This is a genomic window from Pseudomonas sp. FYR_5 (genome assembly GCF_043106315.1).
Lineage (GTDB): Bacteria > Pseudomonadota > Gammaproteobacteria > Pseudomonadales > Pseudomonadaceae > Aquipseudomonas > Aquipseudomonas putida_Y.
The window spans coordinates 1-18020 of sequence record NZ_JBICMK010000101.1; the positions used below are offsets into that span (position 1 = coordinate 1).

Below are 18020 nucleotides of genomic sequence, written 5' to 3' on the forward strand. Positions count from 1 at the left end.
GTGGCGAGCCCCCGATCGATGTAGGAGCGGGCTTGCCCGCGAATGCGATGGTGCTGCGACGCTGAATGATCTGGGATATTGGCCGGCAGGTCCGGCCCTTTCGCGGGTGAACCCGCTCCTACGACGGTATGTGGCGAGATCACCGAGCGATGTAGGGGCTTGCCCGCGAAGAGGCCCGTACAGGCGGCGAAGGTCTGGAGTAGACTGTGCCACCTCCGCACTCAAAAGGATGTTGCCATGCTGAAGATCTGGGGCCGCAAGAATTCGAGCAATGTGCGCAAGGCGCTGTGGATCGCCCACGAGCTGGGCCTGGACTTCGAATCCATCGACGCCGGCGGCGCCTTCGGCGTGGTCAACGAGCCGCACTACCGCGCCCGCAACCCCAACGGGCTGGTGCCGATGCTGGAAGACGGCGACCTGACCTTGTGGGAATCCAACACCATCGTCCGCTACCTGTGCGCGGAGTACGGCACGGAGCAGGGCTGGTATCTGGCAGACCCACGCCAGCGCGCCCTGGCCGACAAGTGGATGGACTGGACCACATCGTCCTTTGCTACCCCATTCCGGCCCCTGTTCTGGGGCCTGCTGCGCACGCCGGAAGACCAACGCGACTGGGTGGCGATCAACGCCGCGCACAAGCAGTGCGCGCAATTACTGGCCATTGCCGACCAAACCCTGGCCAATCAGCCTTACTTGTCCGGTGACCAGATCGGTATGGGCGACATCCCACTGGGTAGCTTCATCTATGCCTGGTACGAACTGCCCATCGAGCGCCCGGACATGTACCACCTTCAAGCCTGGTATGAACGCCTGAAGCAACGCCCGGCCTACCAGGCCGCAGTGATGACCGCGCTCACTTGAACCCGCTTCGATAGTCATTATCAATAGATGTGACTGTACTTGTGCAGCCTGGCCTTGCACCATGGCTGCACTCACTGCGCCAGTGACTTTACCTGGCGTGTCCTGCACCTTTTTCTTCGGTAAGTGACCCGCTATGAGTTCCGCCCTGTCCATCCGACAGCTGACCAAGACCTACGGCAATGGCTTTCAGGCCCTCAAAGGCATCGACCTCGATGTTGCCGAAGGCGACTTCTTCGCCTTGCTCGGCCCCAACGGCGCCGGTAAATCCACCACCATCGGCATTCTCTCGACCCTGGTGAACAAGACCAGCGGCACAGTGAATGTGTTCGGTCACGACCTGGACCGCGAGCCCTCCGCGCTCAAGCGTTGCCTGGGCGTGGTGCCGCAAGAGTTCAACTTCAACCAGTTCGAAAAGACCTTCGACATCGTCGTGACCCAGGCCGGGTACTACGGCATCCCGCCCAAGCTGGCCAAGGAGCGCGCCGAGCAGTACCTGACCCAGCTGGGCCTGTGGGACAAACGTGATGTGCAGTCGCGTTCGTTGTCCGGTGGCATGAAGCGGCGCCTGATGATTGCCCGTGCATTGATCCACGAACCGCGCCTGCTGATCCTGGACGAACCCACCGCCGGGGTGGATATCGAGCTGCGCCGCTCGATGTGGAGTTTCCTCACCGAGCTGAACCAGAAGGGCATCACCATCATCCTCACCACCCACTACCTGGAAGAGGCTGAGCAACTTTGTCGTAACATCGGCATCATCGATCATGGCACCATCGTCGAGAACACCAGCATGCGCCAGTTGCTGGGCAAGCTGCATGTCGAAACCTTCGTGCTCGACCTCAAGCAGGACCTGGTCGCGGCCCCGGTACTGCAGGGCTACCCGTGCCGGCTGCTGACCCCGCATACCCTGGAAGTGCAGGTGGAGAAGGACATCGGCATCACCGCGCTGTTCGGCCAGCTGGCGCTGCAGAACATCGAAGTGCAGAGCCTGCGCAACAAGACCAACCGACTCGAGGAGCTGTTCGTGTCCCTGGTGGAAAAAAACCTGTCGAAGGTGGCCGTATGAGTGTGGAACTGCGCACCAACTGGGTCGCCCTGAACACCATCGTCTACCGCGAAGTGCGGCGCTTCCTGCGCATCTGGCCGCAAACGTTGCTGCCGCCAGCGATCACCATGGTCCTGTACTTCGTCATCTTCGGTAACCTGATTGGCCGGCAGATCGGCGACATGGGTGGCTTCACCTACATGCAGTACATCGTCCCGGGGCTGATCATGATGTCGGTGATCACCAACTCCTACGGCAACGTGGTGTCGAGCTTTTTCGGCAGCAAGTTTCAGCGTTCGATCGAGGAACTGATGGTGTCGCCGGTATCGCCGCACACCATTCTCGTGGGCTATGTGCTGGGTGGGGTGCTGCGTGGTTTGGCGGTGGGTGTGATCGTGACCATCCTGTCGATGTTCTTCACCGACCTGCAGGTACACCACCTGGGCGTGACCGTGGTGGTTGTGCTGCTGACGGCCACCATCTTTTCGCTGCTTGGCTTCGTCAACGCAGTGTTTGCACGCAACTTCGACGACATATCGATCATCCCGACCTTCGTGCTGACGCCGCTGACCTACCTGGGCGGGGTGTTCTACTCGATCAACCTGCTCCCGCCGTTCTGGCAGACCGTGTCGTTGGCCAACCCGGTGCTGCACATGGTCAACTCGTTCCGCTACGGCATTCTAGGGGTGTCGGATATCAGCATTGGCACGGCGATCACCTTCATGCTGGTGGCCACTGCGGTGCTCTACGTTGTTTGCGTTCGCTTGCTGGTCAGCGGCCGCGGCATGCGTGCCTGAAGCCTTGCACCGGCATTGGCGACGACGCCACTGCCGGCCCACCCACGAGCGCCAATAGAGCATGGTGGTGAAGTAGCCAAGGATGCCCAGCACCACGCCGCATACCACCGAACCGAGCAGGAAGGGTTGCCACAGCGTGGCCAGCTGGTCGGTGATCCACTCGAAGGTCAGCTCGTCGGGCAGGGTGCGCGGCGGGATCTGCATCAGCCAGGCACCGGCCATGTAGGTCACGAAGAACACCGGTGGCATGGTCAGCGGGTTGGTCAGCCACACCAGGCTGATGGCGATCGGCAGGTTGCCGCGCACCGGGATTGCCAGGGCTGCGGCCAGTAGCATCTGCATGGGAACGGGAATAAGCGCCGCGAACAGGCCCACACCCATGGCCCTCGCCACCGAATGGCGGTTCAGGTGCCAGAGGTTGGGATCATGCAGCAACTTGCCGAAAAAACGTAAGGACTTGTGTTCCCGAATGCTGGTCGGGTCCGGCATGTAGCGTTTGAAAAGTCGGCGCGGCATGTAGGCTCCCGGAGCGTTGACCCTGGCAGTATGCCCTTAATCCTGCTCGGCCTCGTTTAGAGTTTGTGACAATTGTTGAGCGAGCGTTGCCGGCGATTGGGCTATGCCTCAGAAGGTGATTTGCCTTCTGGAGCTCTACCTCATGCGCACAGGGATGTTTGCGCTCGCGCTCGGGCTGTTGTGCCTGGGCTTTCTTCCCGCATTGCCATCGGTCGGATGGTTGATAACCCTGGCAGCCTGCGCTGTCGGCAGCCTGTTTACCCGCGTCTGGCCGTTGGGCTGGTTTCTGCTGGGCTTGTGTTGGGCGTGCGGGTCTGCTCAGCAGGCCCTTGATGATCGTCTGGCTGCCGGCCTGGAGGGGCGCACCTTGTGGCTGGAAGGGCGGGTAGTCGGCTTGCCGGCACGCACTGCACACGGTGTGCGTTTCGAGCTGGAAGCGCCACGCTCGCGGCGGGCCGAACTGCCTCAGCGTTTGCAACTGAGCTGGTTCGACGGCCCGCCGCTGCGGGCGGGCGAGCAGTGGCGGCTGGCCGTGACCTTGCAGCGCCCGGACGGGCTGCTGAACCCGCATGGGCCTGACCGGGAAGCGCAGTTGCTGGCGCGACGGGTAGGCGCTACTGGTACGGTCAAGGCGGGGCAGTTGCTGGCGCCAGTCGCCGGTGGTTGGCGCGATGCGCTGCGTCAGCGCTTGCTGATGGTCGAAGCCAATGGCCGGCAGGCAGCGTTGGTGGCACTGGTGCTTGGCGATGGTGCGGGCATGGCCCGGGAGGATTGGCAGACGTTGCAGGCCACCGGCACGGTGCACCTGTTGGTGATCTCTGGCCAGCACATCGGCCTGGTCGCCGGTTTGCTCTATGGCCTGGTCGCCGGGCTGGCGCGTTGGGGGCTATGGCCGGCAAGGCTACCGTGGTTACCCTGGGCCTGCGGCCTGGCCATGGCCGCAGCGCTGGCCTACGGGTGGTTGGCTGGCGGTGGGGTGCCAGTGCAGCGGGCCTGCCTGATGCTGGCCGTGGTGCTGCTCTGGCGTCTGCGCTTTCGCCACCTTGGCGCGTTTTTCCCGTTGCTGCTTGCACTGGTCGCCGTGCTTGTCTTCGAGCCGCTGGCGGCGCTGTTGCCGGGGTTCTGGCTGTCGTTCGCCGCCGTGGCCACGCTCATCTACTGCTTCAGTGCCCGGTTGGGTGGTTGGCGGCCCTGGCAGGCCTGGACGCGTGCGCAATGGGTGATCGCCATTGGCTTGCTGCCGGTGTTGCTGGCCACGGGCTTGCCGGTGAGCCTGAGTGCGCCGCTGGCCAACCTTGTGGCGGTGCCGTGGGTCAGCCTGGCAGTCTTGCCGTTGGCGTTGCTGGGCACGCTGATGCTGCCGCTGGCGGGCGTTGGCGAGGTGTTGCTCTGGCTGGCAGGTGGCCTGCTGGATGTGCTGTTCCGCGGGCTGGCGCTGGTGGCGCAGCAGCGCCCGGCATGGGGGGCGCCGGCCCTGCCGTTGTGGGCCTGGTTGCTGGTGTGTCTGGGTTCTCTATTGGTTTTGCTGCCTCGTGGTGTGCCGCTGCGCGGGTTGGGAGGGGTGATGCTGCTGGCGCTGTGGGTGCCCAGGGAGTCGGTACCGATCGGCCAGGCCGAGGTCTGGCAGCTGGATGTCGGCCAGGGGCTGGCGGTGCTGTTGCGTACCCGGCATCACAGCCTGCTCTACGATGCCGGACCGGCAAGGGGGGAAAGCGACTTGGGGGAACGCGTGGTACTGCCGACCTTGCGCAAGCTGGGGGTGGGCGGCCTGGATGTGATGGTGATCAGCCATGCGCATGCCGACCATGCGGGCGGTGCCGGGGCCATTCAGCGTGGTTTGCCGATCGAGCGGACAATCGGTGGGGAAGCGCTGGTTGATGTTCCGTTGCAGCCTTGTGCCAGTGGCGAGCAATGGGACTGGGATGGCGTGCGCTTTTCACTGTGGCGCTGGGTGGACGGGCAAAGCAGCAATGATCGTTCCTGTGTGCTGTTGGTCGAGGCGCAGGGCGAGCGCTTGCTGCTGGCGGGAGATATGGAGGCCGCTGCCGAACGGGCCTGGCTGGCGGACACTGAAGTGCCGCGTATCGACTGGCTGCAGGCGCCGCATCATGGCAGCCGCAGTTCGTCCACCGAGGCGTTCGTCCGGGCTACCGCACCGCGCGGGGTATTGATTTCGCGGGGGCGCAACAACAGCTTCGGGCACCCGCACGTGCAGGTGGTCGAGCGGTATAAGCGGCATGGGGTGGTGATGCATGATACGGCAGTGGAGGGGGCATTGCGGTTGGTGTTGGGGCGGCATGGGGAGGTTGAGGGTGTGCGCCGACAGCGGCGATTCTGGCGTGATGTGGGTGGTGGCTGATCTGGCCCTTTCGCGGGTAAACCCGCTGCCACAGGTACTGCACGGCCCAGAGGGCCGATCCGGTAGCCCGACAGCCTAATTCCCTGACCTCCGGCAGATGAGCCCTCGGCGCGCCTATGGTAGAGTGGCGGCCTTTTTCCGAAGGGGCGTTTATTGTGTGGGAATTGGTCAAGTCCGGTGGTTGGATGATGCTGCCGATCATTCTGAGCTCCATCGCTGCCATGGCTATCGTCGTCGAACGCCTGTGGACCTTGCGCGCCAGTCGCGTCACCCCGCCGCACCTGCTGGGCCAGGTGTGGATTTGGATCAAGGACAAGCAACTGACCAGTGACAAGCTCAAGGCCCTGCGTGCCGATTCGCCACTGGGTGAAATCCTCGCGGCGGGCCTGGCCAATTCGCGTCACGGTCGGGAGATCATGAAAGAGTGCATCGAGGAGGCCGCCTCGCGCGTCATCCACGAACTGGAACGCTACATCAGCACCCTCGGCACCATCGCCGCCATGGCGCCTCTGCTGGGCCTGCTGGGCACCGTGCTGGGCATGATCGACATTTTCAGCGCCTTCATGGGCTCGCAGATGACCGCCAACGCCGCCGTGCTGGCCAGTGGTATCTCCAAGGCCCTTGTCACCACTGCGGCTGGCCTGATGGTCGGTATCCCGGCAGTGTTCTTCCACCGTTTCCTGCTGCGCCGCATCGATGAACTGGTGATCGGCATGGAGCAGGAGGCGATCAAGCTGGTGGAAGTGATCCAGGGTGACCGTGAAGTGGAAGTGGCCGGAGGCAAGGCGTGAAGTTCCGGCGCAATCGCCAGCGGGAGAACGTCGACATCAACCTGGCGTCGCTGATCGACGTGGTATTCGTCCTGCTGCTGTTCTTCGTGGTTACCACCACCTTCACCCGCGAAACGCAACTCCGCGTCGAGCTGCCCGAAGCCACCAGTGCCGAGCGGGCGCCGGCTGACCCGGGCAAACTGGTGGAAATCACCATCAGCGCCGAAGGCGTGTATTCGGTGAACAACCACCTGCTCCCCAAAAGCGACCTGGCCACCCTGAGCGAGGCCATAGAGCGCGAGTCGGGCGGCGACAACAAGTTGCCGCTGGCCATCAGCGCCGACGGCAAGACCCCGCATCAGGCTGTGGTCACCGCAATGGATGCTGCCGGCAAGCTCGGTTTCAGCCAGTTGCGCATGACCACCGTCGAGGCGGCCCAGGGCACGCCTTGATGGCTTTCGCCGACCGCTTGCTCGCCGCCTGGTACGCCGGGCATCCGGCGCTGGTGCTGCTGCGTCCGCTGGAGGCCCTGTATCGCCGCGTGGTCACGCGCAAGCGGGCACGGTTTCTAAGGGGGGACAGTGCCAGCTACCGGGCACCGGTACCGGTCATTGTGGTGGGCAACATCACCGTCGGTGGCACCGGCAAGACGCCGATGATCCTCTGGCTGATCGAACACTGTCGCCAGCAGGGGCTGAAGGTGGGTGTGGTCAGCCGCGGTTATGGTGCCAAGCCTCCACAGCTGCCCTGGCGGGTGCAGGCCGATCAGGCGGCCGATCAGGCGGGCGACGAGCCGCTGCTGATCGTGCAACGCACCGGCGTGCCACTGATGATCGACCCCGATCGCTCCCGTGCCGTGCAGGCATTGCTGGCAAGCGAACCCCTAGACCTGATCCTGTGCGACGACGGTATGCAGCATTACCGCCTGGCCCGTGACCTGGAACTGGTGCTGATCGACGCTGCCCGCGGCCTGGGCAATGGCCGCTGCCTGCCGGCGGGGCCGTTGCGTGAGCCGGCCGACCGCTTGCGTGAGGCTGACGCGGTGCTGTTCAACGGCGCCAGCGAAGACCGCACCGATGGTTTCGGTTTCTGCCTGCAGCCGTCCGCCCTGGTCAACGTGCGCAGTGGCGAGCGCCGTGCGCTCGACCATTTCCCCGCCGGCCAGCGCCTGCATGCGGTGGCCGGAATCGGCAACCCGCAACGTTTCTTCAACACCCTGCTGGGGCTAAACTGGCAGCCGGTGCCGCATCCCTTCGCCGACCATGCGCAGTTCAGTGCCCGGAGCCTGGCTTTCAGCCCGCCACTGCCGCTGGTCATGACCGAGAAGGACGCGGTGAAATGCCGGGCCTTTGCCGCTGACGACTGGTGGTACCTGGCCGTCGAAGCCCAGCCTACGCCGGCTTTCAGCACCTGGTTCGACAGCCAGTTGCAACGCTTGTTGCGCAAACCCTGAGCCCGTTTTCAATTTCCGGCCACCTGGCCTAAAGGAAGCCTCCAATGGACACCAAACTGCTCGATATCCTGGCCTGCCCGATCACCAAGGGCCCGCTCAAGTTGAGCGCCGACAAGACCGAGCTGATCAGCAAAGGCGCTGGCCTGGCCTACCCGATTCGCGACGGTATCCCGGTCATGCTGGAAAGCGAGGCACGCACCCTGACCGACGACGAGCGTCTTGACAAATGAGCCTGGAATTTACGGTAGTAATCCCCGCCCGGCTGCGCTCCACCCGCCTGCCAGGCAAACCGCTGCTGCTGATTGCCGGCAAGCCGATGGTGCAACATGTGTGGGAGCAGGCCCGCAAGAGCGGTGCCAGCCGTGTGGTCATCGCCACCGACGACACCAGCATCCTCGAAGCCTGCCAGGCCTTCGGCGCCGAAGTGCTGATGACCCGTGCCGATCATGAATCGGGCACTGACCGCCTGGCCGAAGTGGCCGCGTACCTCGGCTTGCCGGCTGACGCCATCGTGGTCAACGTGCAGGGCGACGAACCGCTGATCCCACCGGTGATCATCGACCAGGTGGCGGCCAACCTGGCTGCGCATCCGGAAGCGGGCATCGCCACCTTGGCCGAGCCGATCCATGAGCCGGAAACCGTGTTCAACCCTAACGCGGTCAAGGTAGTGAGTGACAAGAATGGCCTGGCCCTGACGTTCAGCCGAGCGCCGCTGCCCTGGGGCCGCGATACCTTTGCCAAGGGCCGCGACGTGCTGCCGGAAGGGGTGCCATATCGCCGCCATATTGGCATGTACGCCTACCGTGTCGGCTTCCTGCACGACTTCGTCAGTTGGGGCCCATGCTGGCTTGAGCAGGCTGAAGCGCTGGAGCAACTGCGTGCCCTGTGGCACGGCGTACGCATTCACATCGAGGACGCCATCGAGGCGCCTGCCGTGGGCGTAGACACCCCGGAGGATCTGGAGCGCGTACGGCGCTTGCTGGAGGCCTGATGCGCGTCCTGTTCGTGTGCCTGGGCAACATCTGCCGCTCGCCAACTGCCGAAGGCGTGCTGCGCCATCAATTGCATGTCGCCGGGCTCGCCGACAAGGTGCAGGTGGCTTCTGCCGGCACCGGCGATTGGCATGTCGGCAAGGCGCCAGACAGCCGCACCTGCAAGGCGGCGCTGGCGCGTGGTTACGACCTGTCGCAGCAACGCGCCCAACAGGTCAAGGCATCGCACTTCGCCGAATACGACCTGGTGTTGGCCATGGATGAGCACAACCTGCGCGATCTGCGGGCCCTGCGCCCGTCCACGGCAGTGGGTGAACTCGACCTGTTCCTGCGCCGCTACGGTGCAGCCCTGGATGAAGTGCCAGACCCTTACTATGGTGGCGCCGACGGCTTCGAGCAGGTGCTGGATCTGGTGGAGGCGGCTTGCCAGGCGCTGGTACTGGAAATCAAGGGGCGTCTATGACAGTGCAGTGGCAGGAGCAGGTATCGCTCAAGCCTTACAATACCTTCGGCATCGACGTGAAGGCGCGCTATTTCAGCCAGGTGCAGGACGACCAGCAGGTGCGTCAGGCGCTGGGCCAGGCACAGCAAAGGGGCCTGCCGGTACTGGTGATCGGGGGTGGCAGCAACCTGCTGCTGACCCGCGATATCGATGCACTGGTGCTGCACATGGCCAGCCGCGGTCGGCGTGTGCTCAATGACGATGGCGAGCGTATCGTGGTCGAAGCCGAGGCCGGTGAACCATGGCACGCGTTTGTGCAGTGGGCGCTGGCGCAGGGCTATTGCGGGCTGGAGAACCTCAGTCTGATCCCCGGCACCGTCGGGGCTGCGCCGATGCAGAACGTGGGCGCATACGGGGTGGAGATCAAGGACGTATTCGCCGGGCTGACAGCCCTGGACCGTGAGACGGGCGAGCTGCGGGACTTCAGTTTGGCAGAATGTGCTTTCGCCTATCGCGACAGCCTTTTCAAGCGCAACCCCGGCCGCTGGTTGATCCTGCGTGTGCGCTTTGCCTTGACCCGCACCCTGCACGCTCATCTGGATTACGGCCCGGTGCGCCAACGCCTGTCTGAGCAGGGTGTTACCGAGCTGACCGCGCAAGCGATCAGTGATGCAATCTGCAGCATTCGCCGCGAGAAGCTGCCAGACCCGGCAGAGCTTGGCAATGCCGGGAGCTTCTTCAAGAACCCGGTGGTAACGGCTGATCGGGTCGAGCGTATTCGTGCGCAGTATCCCGGCGTCGTGGCATACCCCCAGGCTGATGGTCAGGTGAAACTGGCGGCGGGCTGGTTGATCGAGCAGGCGGGCTGGAAGGGCCATCGTGAGGGTGATGCTGGCGTGCATCGCTTGCAGTCGCTGGTGCTGGTCAACTATGGGCAGGCGAGCGGGGCGCAGATGCATGCGCTGGCGCGGAAGATTCAGGCGGACATCTTCGAGCGGTTTGGGGTTGAGCTGGAGATGGAGCCTAATCTTTACTGATTTGCCGGCTGTGAACCCCCGTAGGAGCGGGTTTACCCGCGAAAGGGCCGGGCCTGGTGGCCAATTTCCACCTGCTGTTCACCGTTGCCGCCGCCACCGTATTCGCGGGTAAACCCGCTCCTACACGCTGATCGGTGGTGGATATACATCGGGGGGTGGACACAGGCCATTGTAGGAGCGGGTTTACCCGCGAAGAGGCCAGTCAGGCAAGCCAAAAAAAGCCCCGCCAGTTCGCACTGGCGGGGCTTTTTCATTCAGCTTTGGCTATCAGCCGTGATGAGGTTTGTGCTCATCGGCGGCTTCCAGGGCTGGTTCCTGGGAGGCTGCAGCAGCTTCCTGTGCGGCTTTGGCAGCAGCCTCGGCCTCACGCTTGCGGCGACGCACTTCACGTGGGTCGTTCGGTGCGCGGCCGTTGGCCAGCATGACAGTGGCAGGTTCGACCGCTGCAGGTGCAGGCTCGGCCGCCACTTCTGGCTGGGCTTCGACAACCGGGGCAGGCTGTACAGCAACCGGAGTGACTTCGACCACGGCCGGGGCCTGTTCGATTTCACCGGCTTCCACCGTTGGGGCTTCTACTGGGGTTTCAGCGGCCACGGTTTCTGCAACCACGGCCGACTCAACAGCAGGTGCGTCTTCAGCGACAGGCTGCGGGGCAGTTTCGACCACAGGCTCGGCAGTTGCCTCGGCTGCGGCCACTGGCTCGGTGACCGGCTGCTCGACCGCTGGGGCCACGGACGCTTCTTCAGCTTTGGCGACCGCTTCGACCTGCTCGACCGGCTGGGTGGCTTCGCTGTTGTCGGTTTCTGCAACGGTAGCGACTTCGGCGGTAGCACGCTCGGCCTGCTGGTTGGCCTGGGCTTCTGCGTCGGAGCTGATGTTGCTGCTGGCGACAGCAGCCGTCACGGCAAGGCCGGCAGCCAGTTCGGCACCCAGCTCGGTGGCCTGGTGCTGTTGTGGCTGCTCTTCGCTGCCTTCTTCTTCACTGCCGTCGATCAGTTCACCATTGGCGTTGCGCTGACGCTCACGACGGTTGCTGCGACGACGCTGGCCACGGGAGCGGCGGCGCGGGCGCTCGCCATCGGTGCCTTCCTGCTCGTCTTGCTGCAGCTCTTCGCTTGGCAGTTGCTCTTCGGCCAGCTCGGCAGCCTGTTCGGCAGCTTCTTCGACAGCGCGTGGTTGGCGCTCTTCGCGTGGTGGGCGCGGGGCGCGTTCTTCACGTGGAGCACGTTCTTCACGAGGTGCGCGCTCTTCACGTGGAGCACGTTCCTCACGAGGTGCGCGCTCTTCACGTGGGGCACGTTCCTCACGAGGTGCGCGCTCTTCGCGTGGAGCACGTTCCTCACGAGGTGCGCGCTCTTCACGTTGGGCACGTTCTTCACGAGGTGCACGCTCTTCACGCGGCTGGCGCTCTTCGCGTTCGGCTGGTGGCGTAGCGTCCAGCGGCTCGCGCAATTCGCGAACGCGCTCTTCGCCGCGGTTGCTACGGCGGTCTTCGCGTGGCTGGCGTGGAGCACGTTCTTCGCGTGGGGCGCGTTCCTCGCGCGGTGCACGCTCTTCACGTGGGGCGCGTTCCTCACGCGGTGCACGCTCTTCACGTGGGGCGCGTTCTTCGCGCGGTGCACGCTCTTCACGCGGTGCGCGCTCGGCACGCTCTTCGCGCGGCTTGCGTTCTTCGTCGCGGCGGCCGTTGCGGTTGCGGCTTTGCTGGCGGCCGTTGCGGCGTTCTTCGTTGCGCGGGCTGCGCTCGGCGGCCGGTTTTTCGGCGGCGGGAACCACTGGCGCGGCGGCAGGCTCGTCCTTGCCGGCGAACAGGCTGACCAGCGACTTCACCAGGCCTTTGAACAGGCTTGGCTCTGGAGCGCTCGGGGCAGGGGCGACCGGCGCGGCAGGCTGGGGCTCTTCAGCGGCGACCGGTACCGGTGCGTTGGCGCGGGCCGGGGCCGTTTTCACTGCGGCTTCCTGGCGTACCAGGGTGCGGGTGGCGGTCGGCTGCGGCGCTTCTTCGGCTTCGGCGGCGGCGATTTCGTAGCTGGACTGGTTGTTCAGCACTTCAGGGTTGTCGTCGCGCAGGCGCTGGACTTCGAAGTGCGGGGTTTCCAGGTGGTCGTTCGGCAGGATGATGATGCGCGCACGGGTGCGCAGCTCGATTTTGGTGATCGAGTTGCGCTTTTCGTTCAGCAGGAAAGCGGCTACCGGGATCGGCACCTGAGCGCGTACTTCGGCGGTGCGGTCCTTCAGGGCTTCTTCTTCGATCAGGCGCAGGATGGCCAGCGACAGCGACTCGACGTCACGGATGATGCCGGTGCCGGAGCAGCGCGGGCAAACGATGCCGCTGCTTTCGCCCAGCGATGGGCGCAGGCGCTGACGGGACATTTCCAGCAGGCCGAAGCGCGAGATGCGGCCTACCTGCACGCGGGCGCGGTCGGCTTCCAGGCATTCACGAACGCGCTCTTCAACGGCGCGTTGGTTCTTTGCCGGGGTCATGTCGATGAAGTCGATGACGATCAGGCCGCCGATGTCACGCAGGCGCAGCTGGCGGGCGATTTCCTCGGCCGCTTCCAGGTTGGTCTGCAGGGCGGTTTCTTCGATGTCGCTGCCTTTGGTGGCGCGCGCCGAGTTGATGTCGATGGACACCAGGGCTTCGGTCGGGTCGATCACGATCGAGCCACCGGACGGCAGGTCAACCACGCGCTGGAAGGCCGTCTCGATCTGGCTTTCGATCTGGAAGCGGTTGAACAGTGGCACGCTGTCTTCGTACAGCTTGACCTTGCTGGCGTACTGCGGCATCACCTGGCGGATGAAGGTCAGTGCTTCTTCCTGGGCTTCGATGCTGTCGATCAGCACTTCGCCGATGTCCTGGCGCAGGTAGTCGCGGATGGCGCGGATGATGACGTTGCTTTCCTGATAGATCAGGAATGGCGCGGCGCGGTCCAGGGACGCTTCCTTGATGGCGGTCCACAGTTGCAGCAGGTAGTCCAGGTCCCATTGCATTTCTTCGCTGCTGCGGCCAAGGCCGGCAGTGCGCACGATCAGGCCCATGTCGCCCGGCACGGTCAGGCCGTTCAGGGCTTCGCGCAGTTCGTTGCGCTCTTCGCCTTCGATGCGGCGGGAGATGCCACCGGCACGCGGGTTGTTGGGCATCAGCACCAGATAGCGGCCGGCCAGGCTGATGAAGGTGGTGAGGGCGGCGCCTTTGTTGCCGCGCTCTTCCTTCTCGACCTGAACGATGACTTCCTGGCCTTCGCTGAGCACTTCCTTGATGTTGACCCGGCCTTCTGGGGCCTTCTTGAAGTACTCGCGGGAGATTTCTTTCAGCGGCAGGAAGCCGTGACGTTCGGAACCGAAGTCGACGAAGGCGGCTTCGAGGCTGGGTTCGATGCGGGTGATCTTGCCTTTGTAGATGTTGGCCTTTTTCTGCTCGCGCGCGCCGGACTCGATGTCCAGGTCGTAGAGACGTTGGCCGTCCACCAGGGCTACACGCAACTCTTCGGGTTGAGTCGCGTTAATCAGCATTCTTTTCATGTTGTACCGTCGGTTTCCGGGCTGCCGGAAACGGCGTTCGGCACACACGACGTCTCATGGTCGGTGCCAAGGTGCGCAAAGGGTGGCCGGGCCACCCCCGTGTCGAGCGACGTTCGGCACCAGCCGGTTGCCCAGCCTGCCGTTGTCGCGACGACGCGTCCTGTTTGCTGCGGTGCCAACAAGGCCCCGGTGGCTTCGAATAGGTATCCGAATCAACCAAGCGGGCCTTGTGCACTCAGTCAGGAGGAGGAATCAACCGTCAGCCGTGGACGCCCGGAGGGCATCTGTTCAGGACCTTATCCGCTCACCAGCCGTCAGTGGGCTGGTGGCCGGACGCGGTGCTACACGGTCCGAGGGCTGTGCATCTCCACCCTGCACGTATCCCTGATAATTCGGGTGCTGCCGCGCGCTGAATCCGCAACGGGTTGCATTTTTCGCCAGCGCTGGTTCTGCGCTGGCGCCATTCATGTCCAAGGCAGGTATTTCCGAAGCATTCGCCGGGCGATGCGTGGAAGCGACTCGCGGGCAGAGGTGCAGCGAAAAGAATCGGGTAAGCAGGTGAAACACCGCACTTGTCGTTTTTTTTCGGTCTTCTCTACACGGCGCTGGTGGCGATTCCAGGCATTTCGGTAAACTGGCGAAAACCCCGTAGGACGGCCTCGCGTCCTGGAGAATTGCGAAGGTCAGGGACCGGCAAAGAGCCTGATGCCGCTGGCCTGCCGCTTTTGGCGGCGTTCGCGACTATAGCAGCAATGATTAAGTGCTTCAATTCCATAAAAAATTGTTATGATCCCGCAATGACGACCAATACCCCTCCGACTTCCGGCGTTCAGCTGATCGAAGTCGCGCCGGAGCTTGCCGGCCAACGCATCGATAATTTCCTCATCACGGCCCTCAAGGGCGTGCCCAAGACACTGGTCTACCGCATCCTGCGCAAGGGTGAGGTGAGGGTCAACAAGGGCCGCGTCAAGCCGGAGTACAAAATCCAGGCCGGCGACATCGTGCGGGTTCCGCCCGTCCGCTTGCCGGAGCGAGACGAGCCGGCGCCGGTGGCCCAAGGCCTGCTGCAGCGCCTGGAGGCCGCCATTGTTTACGAAGACAAGGCGCTTATCGTGATGAACAAGCCGGCCGGCATCGCCGTGCATGGCGGCAGTGGTCTGAGCTTCGGGGTGATCGAGGCGCTGCGCCAGTTGCGCCCGGACGCCAAGGAGCTGGAGTTGGTGCACCGCCTGGATCGCGACACGTCTGGTCTGTTGATGATCGCCAAGAAGCGCAGCATGCTGCGCCACCTGCATGCCGCCCTGCGCGGCGATGGTGTCGACAAGCGCTACATGGCGCTGGTGCGCGGCCACTGGCCAACCTCGAAAAAGCAGGTCAACGCGCCGTTGCTCAAGAGCAACCTGCGTTCCGGTGAGCGCATGGTTGAAGTGAACGAGGAAGGCAAAGAGGCGCTGACCCTGTTTCGGGTGCTGCGCCGTTTTGGCGACTTTGCCACCATTGTCGAGGCGCGCCCGATCACCGGTCGTACCCATCAGATCCGCGTGCACGCGCTGCATGCCGGGCACATGATCGCTGGCGACAGCAAGTATGGCGACGAAGATTTCAGCCGGGAAATTCGTGAGCTGGGTGGCAAGCGCCTGTTCCTGCATGCTTATGCGTTGACCGTGCCGCTGCCGGACGGCGGTGAATTGAAGCTCGAGGCGCCTGTGGATGAGGTCTGGGCGAAAACCGTTGAACGTCTGAGTGCGTCCTGACCCATGAAAAAAGGCTATGAGCTACTGATCTTCGACTGGGACGGCACCCTGGCCGATTCCATTGGGCGTATCGTCGAGGCCATGAGTGTCGCCGCCGAGCGTGCCGGCGAGGCGCAGAGCAGCGACGCTGCGGTCAAGGGTATCATCGGTCTGGCCCTGGACGAGGCGATCCACACCCTGTACCCGCACCTGGCGCCTGCAGGGGTTGCCAGCTTCCGTCAGCACTATGCCGATGTCTACGTTGCGCTGGATCAGCAGCCTTCGCCGCTGTTCGAAGGCGTGGTCGAGTCGCTGGATGCCTTTCGTGCCGAGGGTTACCGCCTGGCGGTGGCCACCGGCAAGGCCCGTCGCGGGCTGGATCGGGTGCTCAAGGCCAATGGCTGGGAGCGGTTCTTCGATATCACCCGTGCCGCTGACGAGACCCGGGGCAAGCCGCACCCGCTGATGCTCGAGGAAATCCTCGGTCATTGTGGCGTCGAACCGACGCGTGCACTGATGGTCGGAGATTCGGCATTCGACCTGCAGATGGCCAGCAATGCCGGCATGCATTCGGTGGCGGTTGGCTATGGTGCCATGTCGCTGCAGGCGCTGGCCGAGTTTGGCCCGCAGGTATGCATCGATCACTTTTCCCAGTTGCGCGAGTGGCTGGGTGGTTCCGCAACTCCACTTCCAAGGTAGGTAAGCATGGCAGACGAATGGAAAGCCCCAGAGGCCGAGCCCGGGGAGCGCGAAGAGCGCAACAGCTGGAAGCTGCTGGAAAAGACCTTGCTGGCCAGTGTGCAGGAGCAGCGACGGTCGCGGCGCTGGGGGATCTTCTTCAAGCTGCTGACCTTCGTCTACCTGTTCGGCATTCTGGCGTTGTTCTCGCCGCTGATGGACATGGACAAGGCCGCTTCGCGCGGTGCCAGCCATACCGCGCTGGTCGAGGTGCGCGGGGTGATTGCCGATCAGGAGGCTGCCAGCGCCGATAACATCGTCAAGAGCCTGCGAGCGGCGTTCAGGGATGACAAGACCAAGGCTGTGGTGATGCGCATCAACAGCCCGGGTGGCAGCCCGGTGCAGGCGGGTTACGTGTATGACGAAATTCGTCGCCTGCGTGCCGAATATCCCGCTATCAAGCTGTATGCGGTGATCGCCGACCTGGGTGCTTCCGGTGCCTATTACATCGCCAGTGCGGCGGACGAGATCTATGCCGACAAGGCCAGTCTGGTGGGTTCCATTGGTGTGACGGCGGCCGGTTATGGCTTTGTCGGCACCATGGAAAAGCTGGGGGTCGAGCGGCGTGCCTATACATCGGGTGAGCACAAGGCGTTCCTTGATCCGTTTTCGCCGGAAAAACCAGAAGAGACCCGGTTCTGGCAGGGTGTGCTGGATACCACGCACCAACAGTTCATCGCCATGGTGAAGCAGGGGCGGGGAGAGCGCCTGAAGGATAAGGAGCACCCGGAGTTGTTCAGCGGCCTGATCTGGTCGGGTGAGCAGGCCAAGGCCCTGGGGCTGGTGGATGGCTTGGGCAGTGCCAGCTATGTGGCGCGTGAAATCGTGGGCGAAAAGGAGTTGGTGGACTTCACTGTTCAGGAGTCGCCTTTCGATCGCTTCTCCAAGCGCGTGGGGGCCAGCGTGGCTGAGCACCTGGCGATGTGGATGGGGTTCCAGGGGCCGCAGTTGCGTTGAGTCCGTCGCAGTTTGTGTTGCCTGGCAGATCGAGCGCCGCCCGCGCGGCGCATTGCGCTGAGGCTCGCTCATCGATCGGGGTGCCCGGTGTGGGAGCGGGTTTACCCGCGAATAGGCCGGACCTGCCGGCCAATATCCCCAGTCGATCACCCTCCCGGGCGGCGCTCGATCTGCGGGGCACCAAAATTTCCAGCCAGGTTACGGAACCATCACCCCTTCCTTTGTCAGCATGTCCACCAGCCGAATTAGCGGCAGCCCGATCAGGCTGGTCGCATCGCACCCATGCGTGCTCTGGAACAGGCTCACCCCCAGGCCCTCGGCCTTGAAACTCCCTGCGCAATCCAGCGGCTGTTCTGCTGTCACGTAACGCTCTACCTGCTCCCTGCTCAGTTCGCGCAGTGTCACGGTAAAAGGCACGCAATCTACCTGGCAGTGCCCGGTGGCGCTGTTCAGCAGCGCCAGCCCGGTCAGAAAGCTCACCTGTTGCCCGCTGCACTCCAGCAGTTGCTCGCAGGCGCGCTCGAACGTGTGCGGCTTGCCCAGCACCTGCTCACCCAATACTGCAACCTGGTCCGAGCCGATAATCAGGTGCCCAGGGTAGCTGCCTGCCAATGCCTCGGCCTTTTGCCTGGCCAGCCGGCGCACCAGCTCTACGGGCGGCTCACCATCCAGGCGTTGCTCGTCTATGTCGGGGCTTGCCCAGGTGAAGGGCAGGTGCAGGCGTGCGAGCAGTTCGCGGCGATAGGCAGAGCTGGAAGCCAGTAACAAAGGAAGCATGGTAGACTCCGGGTTCGGTTG

At 63.8% G+C, this 18020-nt stretch carries 16 protein-coding genes and 1 pseudogene; 14 read left to right on the forward strand and 3 right to left on the reverse strand.

All coding sequences use genetic code 11. The features are described 5' to 3' along the window. Window positions 1–237 precede the first annotated feature (237 nt). From ACF8RA_RS22145 to ACF8RA_RS22155, 3 genes are all read left to right on the forward strand, one after another. Window positions 238–861, forward strand: coding sequence for a glutathione S-transferase (locus tag ACF8RA_RS22145; RefSeq protein WP_176685445.1), 624 nt, complete (start codon window positions 238–240; stop codon window positions 859–861). A gap of 133 nt (window positions 862–994) precedes the next feature. Next, a complete protein-coding gene (locus ACF8RA_RS22150) occupies window positions 995–1927 on the forward strand; it encodes an ABC transporter ATP-binding protein (RefSeq protein WP_176685446.1) in 933 nt (310 codons plus the stop codon). Beyond that, window positions 1924–2703, forward strand: coding sequence for an ABC transporter permease (locus tag ACF8RA_RS22155; RefSeq protein ID WP_003247128.1), 780 nt, complete (start codon window positions 1924–1926; stop codon window positions 2701–2703). Before ACF8RA_RS22150 ends, ACF8RA_RS22155 begins: the two co-directional genes overlap by 4 nt. A 9-nt stretch (window positions 2704–2712) precedes the next feature. Here the strand turns inward: ACF8RA_RS22155 and ACF8RA_RS22160 are convergent. Continuing rightward, window positions 2713–3219, reverse strand: a pseudogene (locus ACF8RA_RS22160) (DUF2062 domain-containing protein); the annotation flags it as partial. A 142-nt stretch (window positions 3220–3361) separates the two neighbouring features. Between ACF8RA_RS22160 and ACF8RA_RS22165 the strand changes: the two are divergent. From ACF8RA_RS22165 to murB, 8 genes are all read left to right on the forward strand, one after another. Beyond that, entirely contained in the window at window positions 3362–5578 is a 2217-nt protein-coding gene (locus ACF8RA_RS22165; protein ID WP_176685448.1) for a DNA internalization-related competence protein ComEC/Rec2, read from the forward strand. Window positions 5579–5733: 155 nt separating this feature from the next. Further along, window positions 5734–6369 carry a MotA/TolQ/ExbB proton channel family protein gene (locus tag ACF8RA_RS22170; protein WP_176685449.1) on the forward strand — a complete coding sequence of 212 codons (636 nt, stop codon included), beginning with the start codon at window positions 5734–5736 and terminating at the stop codon, window positions 6367–6369. Beyond that, window positions 6366–6800, forward strand: a complete 435-nt coding sequence (locus ACF8RA_RS22175; RefSeq protein WP_176685450.1) for a biopolymer transporter ExbD — start codon at window positions 6366–6368, stop codon at window positions 6798–6800. Before ACF8RA_RS22170 ends, ACF8RA_RS22175 begins: the two co-directional genes overlap by 4 nt. Beyond that, on the forward strand, window positions 6800–7801 hold the full coding sequence (gene lpxK / locus ACF8RA_RS22180; RefSeq protein ID WP_176685451.1) for a tetraacyldisaccharide 4'-kinase: 1002 nt from the start codon (window positions 6800–6802) through the stop codon (window positions 7799–7801). The genes ACF8RA_RS22175 and lpxK overlap by 1 nt, the downstream gene beginning before the upstream one ends. A gap of 44 nt (window positions 7802–7845) precedes the next feature. Further along, window positions 7846–8031, forward strand: coding sequence for a Trm112 family protein (locus tag ACF8RA_RS22185; protein WP_003247142.1), 186 nt, complete (start codon window positions 7846–7848; stop codon window positions 8029–8031). Then, window positions 8028–8792 (forward strand): 3-deoxy-manno-octulosonate cytidylyltransferase, encoded by a 765-nt coding sequence (kdsB, locus tag ACF8RA_RS22190; RefSeq protein WP_176685452.1) that lies wholly within the window; start codon window positions 8028–8030, stop codon window positions 8790–8792. The genes ACF8RA_RS22185 and kdsB overlap by 4 nt, the downstream gene beginning before the upstream one ends. After that, a complete protein-coding gene (locus tag ACF8RA_RS22195; RefSeq protein ID WP_176685453.1) occupies window positions 8792–9256 on the forward strand; it encodes a low molecular weight protein-tyrosine-phosphatase in 465 nt (154 codons plus the stop codon). Before kdsB ends, ACF8RA_RS22195 begins: the two co-directional genes overlap by 1 nt. Continuing rightward, window positions 9253–10272 (forward strand): UDP-N-acetylmuramate dehydrogenase, encoded by a 1020-nt coding sequence (gene murB, locus ACF8RA_RS22200; RefSeq protein ID WP_176685454.1) that lies wholly within the window; start codon window positions 9253–9255, stop codon window positions 10270–10272. Before ACF8RA_RS22195 ends, murB begins: the two co-directional genes overlap by 4 nt. Window positions 10273–10539: 267 nt before the next feature. Here murB and rne read toward each other — a convergent pair whose 3' ends face one another. Further along, window positions 10540–13794, reverse strand: a complete 3255-nt coding sequence (gene rne, locus ACF8RA_RS22205) for a ribonuclease E (RefSeq protein WP_392519580.1) — start codon at window positions 13792–13794, stop codon at window positions 10540–10542. Window positions 13795–14591: 797 nt separating this feature from the next. On the opposite strand from rne, the gene rluC reads away from it, so the two are divergent. The 3 genes from rluC to ACF8RA_RS22220 are packed head-to-tail and all read left to right on the forward strand — an operon-like array spanning window position 14592 to window position 17222. Further along, window positions 14592–15548 carry a 23S rRNA pseudouridine(955/2504/2580) synthase RluC gene (rluC, locus tag ACF8RA_RS22210; protein WP_176685456.1) on the forward strand — a complete coding sequence of 319 codons (957 nt, stop codon included), beginning with the start codon at window positions 14592–14594 and terminating at the stop codon, window positions 15546–15548. Window positions 15549–15551: 3 nt separating this feature from the next. After that, entirely contained in the window at window positions 15552–16226 is a 675-nt protein-coding gene (locus ACF8RA_RS22215; RefSeq protein ID WP_176685457.1) for an HAD family hydrolase, read from the forward strand. A gap of 6 nt (window positions 16227–16232) precedes the next feature. Beyond that, a complete protein-coding gene (locus tag ACF8RA_RS22220) occupies window positions 16233–17222 on the forward strand; it encodes a S49 family peptidase (protein WP_209964418.1) in 990 nt (329 codons plus the stop codon). Between the two features lie 198 nt (window positions 17223–17420). Here the strand turns inward: ACF8RA_RS22220 and ACF8RA_RS22225 are convergent, their stop codons facing one another. After that, the gene (locus ACF8RA_RS22225; protein ID WP_392519581.1) at window positions 17421–17999 is read right to left on the reverse strand and encodes a Maf family protein; all 579 of its coding nucleotides are present in this window, start codon (window positions 17997–17999) and stop codon (window positions 17421–17423) included. Window positions 18000–18020: the final 21 nt, after the last annotated feature.

What these genes read in the sequence shown, in the direction of transcription:
- ACF8RA_RS22145 (WP_176685445.1), top strand. Translation starts at nt 238, where the DNA reads ATGCTGAAGATCTGGGGCCGCAAGAATTCGAGCAATGTGCGCAAGGCG.
- ACF8RA_RS22150 (WP_176685446.1), top strand. Translation starts at nt 995, where the DNA reads ATGAGTTCCGCCCTGTCCATCCGACAGCTGACCAAGACCTACGGCAAT.
- ACF8RA_RS22155 (WP_003247128.1), top strand. Translation starts at nt 1,924, where the DNA reads ATGAGTGTGGAACTGCGCACCAACTGGGTCGCCCTGAACACCATCGTC.
- ACF8RA_RS22165 (WP_176685448.1), top strand. Translation starts at nt 3,362, where the DNA reads ATGCGCACAGGGATGTTTGCGCTCGCGCTCGGGCTGTTGTGCCTGGGC.
- lpxK (WP_176685451.1), top strand. Translation starts at nt 6,800, where the DNA reads ATGGCTTTCGCCGACCGCTTGCTCGCCGCCTGGTACGCCGGGCATCCG.
- ACF8RA_RS22185 (WP_003247142.1), top strand. Translation starts at nt 7,846, where the DNA reads ATGGACACCAAACTGCTCGATATCCTGGCCTGCCCGATCACCAAGGGC.
- kdsB (WP_176685452.1), top strand. Translation starts at nt 8,028, where the DNA reads ATGAGCCTGGAATTTACGGTAGTAATCCCCGCCCGGCTGCGCTCCACC.
- ACF8RA_RS22195 (WP_176685453.1), top strand. Translation starts at nt 8,792, where the DNA reads ATGCGCGTCCTGTTCGTGTGCCTGGGCAACATCTGCCGCTCGCCAACT.
- murB (WP_176685454.1), top strand. Translation starts at nt 9,253, where the DNA reads ATGACAGTGCAGTGGCAGGAGCAGGTATCGCTCAAGCCTTACAATACC.
- rne (WP_392519580.1), bottom strand. Translation starts at nt 13,794, where the DNA reads ATGAAAAGAATGCTGATTAACGCGACTCAACCCGAAGAGTTGCGTGTA.
- rluC (WP_176685456.1), top strand. Translation starts at nt 14,592, where the DNA reads ATGACGACCAATACCCCTCCGACTTCCGGCGTTCAGCTGATCGAAGTC.
- ACF8RA_RS22215 (WP_176685457.1), top strand. Translation starts at nt 15,552, where the DNA reads ATGAAAAAAGGCTATGAGCTACTGATCTTCGACTGGGACGGCACCCTG.
- ACF8RA_RS22220 (WP_209964418.1), top strand. Translation starts at nt 16,233, where the DNA reads ATGGCAGACGAATGGAAAGCCCCAGAGGCCGAGCCCGGGGAGCGCGAA.
- ACF8RA_RS22225 (WP_392519581.1), bottom strand. Translation starts at nt 17,999, where the DNA reads ATGCTTCCTTTGTTACTGGCTTCCAGCTCTGCCTATCGCCGCGAACTG.